This window comes from Nocardia sp. 852002-20019_SCH5090214 (genome assembly GCF_001665865.1).
Lineage (GTDB): Bacteria > Actinomycetota > Actinomycetes > Mycobacteriales > Mycobacteriaceae > Nocardia > Nocardia nova.
Map to the genome: position 1 here is coordinate 23,401 of NZ_LZMK01000159.1, position 6,498 is coordinate 29,898.

Below are 6,498 nucleotides of genomic sequence, written 5' to 3' on the forward strand. Positions count from 1 at the left end.
GGGCACGCGGTTGTCCGTCATTGACATCTGCAATTGCATTTGCCGATGACGGATGCTCGATTCGGGCGGTTTTCCCGTCCGCAGAAGGTGATCCACTAGCAGGTGATCCACAACAGAACAGCGAGTCCCTTACACATCCAAACGGAGGTTCGGGTGGAAGCGTTGATCTATGGATACGTGCGTGACGATTTGGCCGACGGTCACGCCGCCGAGCTGGAGGATGCGATGTGCACCCTGGCCAGCGAAGTCGGCCTCTGCTTCGCCGCGACGTTCCATGAATCGACCCAGGGTGACGGCACCGCGTTCGCCGAACTCACGGCCGAGCTCAAGCGGGCCGAGGCACACCATGTGGTGGTTCCGTCCCTCGATCATCTTGCGGGCCAGACCATTCCGCGCGACGTGCTGATCGCGAAACTGGCTCACGACGCGGAGGCCCAGGTGCTGACCATCGAGACCTGACCGCGCGCGGCTGTCGCCGGACACGCGTCCGCGGGACCCGTCCGCCGGCCGAGTGTCCGGCGCCGCCACCGGCTACAAGCCGAATCCGCCCTTGCCGCCGCCTCGCCGGCGCAGATACTTCTCGAATTCCGCGGCGATCGCATCGCCATCGATCTTGGCCATCGCGTCGTCGAGGTCGACCGCGGCGTCGCCGCGCTCCTCCAGCGACCGCACGTATTCGGTGACCTCCTCGTCACCCTCGGTCATCTCGTCGACCGCGGACTCCCAGTCCTCGGCCTGCGCGGGCAACTCGCCCAGCGGCACCTCGATATCGAGCACGTCCTCGACCCGGCGCAGCAGCGCGATTGTCGCCTTCGGATTCGGCGGCTGGGAGACGTAGTGGGGAACCGCCGCCCAGAACGAGATCGCCGGCACGCCCGCTCGCACACACGCGTCCTGCAGCACGCCGGTGATGCCGGTCGGGCCCTCGTAGCGAGTTTGTTCCAGGCTGAACTGTTCGGCCGCTTCCTTGCTGTAGGCGGTGCCGGTGACCGGGACCGGCCGGGTGTGCGGCGTGTCCGCGAGCAGTGCTCCCAGAATCACCACCGTCGTGACCTGCAGTTGCTCGATCAGTTCGATGATGTCGGAGCAGAACGCTCGCCAGCGCATATTCGGCTCGATGCCGTGCAGCAACACGATGTCGCGCTCACTACCGGGAGGTGAGCACACCGACAGCGTGGTCGAGGGCCACTGGATCTCGCGGGTCACGCCGTCGACCTGGCGCACGGTCGGCCGATTGACCTGGTAATCGTAGTAGTCTTCGGAATCCAGTTCGGCCAGCGGTTCGGCGTCCCAGATCAGTTCCAGATGTTCGACGGCGCCGCTGGCGGCGTCGGCCGCGTCGTTCCAGCCTTCGAAGGCGGCGACGAGAACCGGATCACGCAACGTCGGCATTGCCGGATCGGATGAGGCACTGGGGTTCACCCGGTCAGCCTACGGCGTGGCGGCGGTGTCGTTCACCGCATATTGCGGGATACCGCGTGTCGGGAGCGATGTGGCACGGGCCGCCCGGTCCGGTGGTCAGGATTGTCGGGGCCGCCCACTACTCTGGGGTACATGTCTGTGTCCTCCCGCGCCGAGTTCGATACCACGTTGCTCGACACGCTTGCCCGGCGTGTCGTGATCGGCGACGGTGCGATGGGCACGATGTTGCAGGCCGCGGATCTGACGCTCGACGACTTCCGTGGCCTCGAAGGATGCAACGAGATCCTGAACGAGACCCGCCCCGACGTGCTGCGCGGCATTCACCGCGCCTACTACGAGGCCGGCGCCGACGCGGTCGAGACCAACACCTTCGGCTGCAACCTGCCCAACCTGGCCGACTACGACATCGCCGACCGGATCCGCGATCTGTCCGAGCGCGGCACCCGGCTCGCCCGCGAGGTCGCCGACGAGATGGGCCCGTCCGCCGACGGCACGCCCCGCTACGTCCTGGGGTCGATGGGCCCCGGTACCAAACTGCCCACCCTGGGCCACGCCCCCTTCGTCGCGCTGCGCGACGCCTACGCCGAGGCCGCGCTCGGCATGCTCGAGGGGGGCGCGGATGCCATCCTGATCGAGACCTGCCAGGACCTGCTGCAGGTGAAGGCCGCGGTCACCGGTAGCCGCCGGGCCATGGAACGGGCCGGGCGGCGCATTCCGATCATCACCCACGTCACGGTCGAGACCACCGGAACCATGCTGGTCGGCAGTGAGATCGGTGCGGCGCTGACCGCGATCGAGCCACTCGGCGTCGACATGATCGGTCTCAATTGCGCCACCGGCCCGGACGAGATGAGCGAACATCTGCGCCATCTGTCCAAGCACGCCCAGCTGCCGGTGTCGGTGATGCCGAACGCGGGCCTGCCGGTGCTGGGGGCCAACGGCGCCGAATATCCGCTCACCCCGGGCGAATTGGCGAGCGCGCTGCACGGCTTCGTCACCGAATTCGGCCTCGCGCTGGTGGGTGGCTGCTGCGGCACCACCCCGCAGCACATCCGCGAGGTCGCCGACGCGGTCGCGAATGTCGCTCCGGCCGAACGCAATCCGGCTCACGAGCCGAGCGTGTCCTCGATGTACACCTCGGTGCCGTTCGAACAGGACGCCTCGATCATGATGATCGGCGAGCGCACCAACGCCAACGGCTCCAAGGCATTCCGCGACGCGATGCTGGCCGGCGACTGGCAGAAATGCCTCGACATCGCCAAGGACCAGACCCGCGACGGCGCGCACATGCTGGACCTGTGTGTCGACTACGTCGGCCGCGACGGCAGCGTCGACATGGCCGAGCTGGCGGGCCGGCTGGCCACCGCCTCGACGCTGCCGATCATGCTCGACTCCACCGAGCCGCCGGTGCTGCAGGCCGGTCTGGAACATCTGGGCGGGCGGTGCGCGGTCAACTCGGTGAACTACGAGGACGGCGCCGGGCCGGATTCGCGCTTCCAGCAGATCATGCGCCTGGTGGCCGAGCACGGCGCCGCCGTGGTGGCGCTGACCATCGACGAGGAGGGCCAGGCTCGCACGGCGGACAAGAAGGTCGAGATCGCCGAGCGCCTGATCGCCGACATCACCGGCAATTGGGGGCTGGCCGAGAGCGACATCATCGTCGACTGCTTGACCTTCACCCTCGGCACCGGCCAGGAGGAGTCGCGGCGCGACGGTGTGGAGACCATCGAGGGCATCCGCGAACTCAAGCGCCGCCACCCGCAGGTGCAGACCACCCTCGGCCTGTCGAACATCTCCTTCGGCCTCAACCCGGCCGCGCGGCAGGTGCTGAACTCGGTGTTCATGCACGAATGTGTCGAGGCCGGGCTGGATTCCGCGATCGTGCACGCCTCGAAGATCCTGCCGATGAGCCGGATCCCGGAGGATCAGCGCACCGCGGCGCTGGATCTGATCTACGACCGCCGCCGCGAGGGCTACGACCCACTGCAGACGCTGATGGCGATGTTCGAGGGCGTGTCGGCCGCCTCGGCCAAGGCCTCCCGCGCCGACGAACTGGCCGCGTTGCCGCTGTTCGAACGCCTGGAGCGGCGCATCGTCGACGGCGACCGCAACGGGCTGGAGCAGGATCTGGACGCGGCCATGCAGGAGGTGCCGCCGCTGCAGATCATCAACGAAACGCTGCTGTCGGGGATGAAGACCGTCGGTGAGCTCTTCGGCTCCGGTCAGATGCAGCTGCCGTTCGTGCTGCAGTCCGCCGAGGTGATGAAGGCCGCCGTGGCGCACCTGGAACCGCATATGGAGGCCACCGACGACTCCGGCAAGGGCCGCATCGTGCTGGCCACGGTCAAGGGCGACGTGCACGACATCGGCAAGAACCTGGTCGACATCATCCTGTCGAACAACGGCTACGAGGTCGTCAATCTCGGTATCAAACAACCGATTTCGGCGATCCTGGACGCGGCGACCGACAAGAAGGCCGATGTGATCGGCATGTCCGGTCTGCTGGTCAAGTCGACGGTGGTGATGAAGGAGAACCTCGAGGAGATGAACACCCGCGGGGTCGCCGACCAGTTCCCGGTGCTGCTGGGCGGCGCCGCGCTGACCCGCGCCTACGTCGAGAACGATCTGACCGACGTCTACGCCGGCGATGTGCACTATGCCCGCGACGCGTTCGAGGGCCTGCGCCTGATGGACGACATCATGACTCGCAAGCGTGGCGGCGCGGGCGATTCGGACAGTCCCGACGCCGAGGCCGAACGCGCCAAGGCCGCCGAGCGCAAGGCCCGCCACGAGCGGTCCAAGCGCATCGCGGCGGAACGGCGCGCCAAGGAGGTGCCCGTCGAGGTGCCCGAACGCTCGGACGTGGCCGCCGATCTGCCGGTGCCGGTGCCGCCGTTCTGGGGCACGCGGGTGATCAAAGGTCTTGCGGTGGGCGAATACTCGGGCCTGCTGGACGAGCGCGCGCTGTTCCTGGGGCAGTGGGGTCTGCGCGGGCAGCGTGGCGGCGAGGGGCCGAGCTACGAGGAACTGGTCGAATCCGACGGCCGCCCGCGGCTGCGGTACTGGCTGGACCGGTTGTCCACCGAGGGCGTGCTGCAGCATGCGGCAGTGGTCTACGGCTACTTCCCGGCCGTATCCGAGGGGGACGATGTGATCGTTCTCACCGAGCCGGACCCCGCTGCGCCGCAACGCTATCGGTTCACCTTCCCGCGTCAGCAGCGCGACCGGTTCCTGTGCATCGCCGACTTCGTGCGCTCGCGGAAGCTGGCCGTGGAGCGCGGACAGGTCGACGTGCTGCCGTTCCAGCTGGTCACCATGGGCCAGCCGATCGCCGATTTCGCCAACGAGCTGTTCGCGGCGAACAACTATCGCGACTACCTCGAGGTGCACGGCATCGGCGTGCAGCTCACCGAGGCGCTGGCCGAGTACTGGCACCGCCGGATTCGCGAAGAGCTTGTGCTGGAAGGACATTCGGTCGCCGACGAGGACCCCGCCGAGGTGACGGATTACTTCAAACTCGGCTACCGTGGCGCACGCTACTCCTTCGGTTACGGGGCCTGCCCCGAACTCGAGGATCGCGCGAAACTGGTGTCGCTGCTCGAGGCGGACCGGATCGGCGTGTCGCTGTCGGAGGAGTTGCAGCTGCATCCGGAACAGTCCACCGATGCCTTCGTCCTGCTGCATCCGGAAGCAAAATACTTCAACGCGTAGGATTTTGGCGTTTCCGGGCGTCACGCAGAGTGGCAAGGCGGCTCGGCGTGTGAGCGCAGGAGGGGTTGGACACCATGAGTTCAGATCGGCTGATCGCCGGGCGGTACCGACTGGCCGATCCCATCGGCAGTGGAGCCATGGGGGTCGTGTGGCGCGCCAGTGACGTCCGGCTGCGGCGCACCGTCGCGGTCAAACAGCTGTTGCTGGCGCCCGGGCTGACCAAGGCGCAGGCGCTCGAGGCGAAGATGCGCGCGATGCGGGAGGGACGCATCGCGGCGCGGTTGCACCATCAGAACGCGGTCACCGTCTTCGACGTCGCGGAGGAGGACGGCCAGCCCTGGCTGGTGATGGAATACGTCGACGCGCAGAGCCTCGCGGCGTTGATGCGCGACAAGGGACCGCTCGAGCCGCGCGAGGTCGCCCGGATCGGGGCGAAGGTCGCCGCGGCGCTGGCCGCCGCGCACGACGCCGGCATCGTGCACCGGGACGTGAAGCCCGCGAACATCCTCGTCGCCGACAACGGGACGGTGAAGATCACCGACTTCGGGATCTCGCGGGCCGTCGGCGACGTCACGGTCACCTCGACCGGCTTCCTGGCCGGCACTCCGGCGTATCTGTCGCCGGAGATCGCGCGCGGTGAGGATCCGGAGCCGGCGTCGGACGTGTTCGCGCTGGGGTCGACGCTGTATGCGGCCGTCGAGGGCGCGCCGCCGTTCGGTGAGGGCGACAACCCGCTGGCGGTGCTGCATTCGGTGGTCAGTGCCAAGGTGCCCGAGCCCAAGCGCGCCGAATCGCTGGGCCCGGTGCTGATGAGCCTGCTGGCCGCCGACGGCGCCGACCGGCCGACCATGCGGGAGGCGCAGCAGGCGCTCGAGGCCGTCGCCGACGGCCGATCGGCGGCGTTGGTTCCTGCGGCCACCAAGGTGCTGCCGCAACCGGGCGCCGACGCCGCGGCGACCACGGTGCTGTCGGCTCCCGAGAAGACAGCGCCCGCGCCCACCCCCGCGGGTGCCGGATCTACGGCGAAAACGCCCGCGCCGCAACCGAAACCGGGCCCGCTGCGCGATCGGCGGATCTGGGCGGTCGCCGCTGCCGCCGTTCTCGTCGTCGCGGTGATCATCGGTTTGGTGGCGACGTCCGGGTCCGACGACAACCACACCGCGGCGGCGGGGGACGGCACCACCTCGGCGCCGGGGCAACCCTCGGCGACCGCCTTCGCGCCGCCCGGCGCCGCGACCCCGGACGCGCCCGGTGGATCCTCATCCAACGGTGCGGGGGGTAGCGCGTCGCTCGGCAGCCCCGTGCCCAGCGGCCAGGTCCCGCCCGGCCCGGCGCCGAGCGGCGCCTCGCCGCCCGGCGCGAGCG

General features: G+C 68.7%; 4 protein-coding genes. 3 read left to right on the top strand and 1 reads right to left on the bottom strand.

What is annotated here, in order from left to right; genetic code table 11:
• The first annotated feature begins 153 nt into the window (after window positions 1-153).
• Complete coding sequence (locus A5780_RS13730; protein ID WP_062965122.1) at window positions 154-459, top strand: hypothetical protein; 306 nt, start codon at window positions 154-156, stop codon at window positions 457-459.
• Between the two features lie 72 nt (window positions 460-531).
• Here the strand turns inward: A5780_RS13730 and A5780_RS13735 are convergent, their stop codons facing one another.
• The gene (locus A5780_RS13735; RefSeq protein WP_210743458.1) at window positions 532-1,392 is read right to left on the bottom strand and encodes a PAC2 family protein; all 861 of its coding nucleotides are present in this window, start codon (window positions 1,390-1,392) and stop codon (window positions 532-534) included.
• Between the two features lie 162 nt (window positions 1,393-1,554).
• Here A5780_RS13735 and metH point away from each other — a divergent pair, with 162 nt between their 5' ends.
• A complete protein-coding gene (metH, locus tag A5780_RS13740) occupies window positions 1,555-5,133 on the top strand; it encodes a methionine synthase (RefSeq protein ID WP_064908606.1) in 3,579 nt (1,192 codons plus the stop codon).
• A gap of 74 nt (window positions 5,134-5,207) precedes the next feature.
• Window positions 5,208-6,498: serine/threonine-protein kinase (locus A5780_RS13745; RefSeq protein WP_064908607.1), on the top strand; the 1,291-nt coding region annotated here is incomplete at its 3' end.

Bases quoted from the DNA above. Each gene is read 5' to 3' on its own strand.
- metH (WP_064908606.1), top strand. From the start codon at position 1,555: ATGTCTGTGTCCTCCCGCGCCGAGTTCGATACCACGTTGCTCGACACG.
- A5780_RS13735 (WP_210743458.1), bottom strand. From the start codon at position 1,392: ATGCCGACGTTGCGTGATCCGGTTCTCGTCGCCGCCTTCGAAGGCTGG.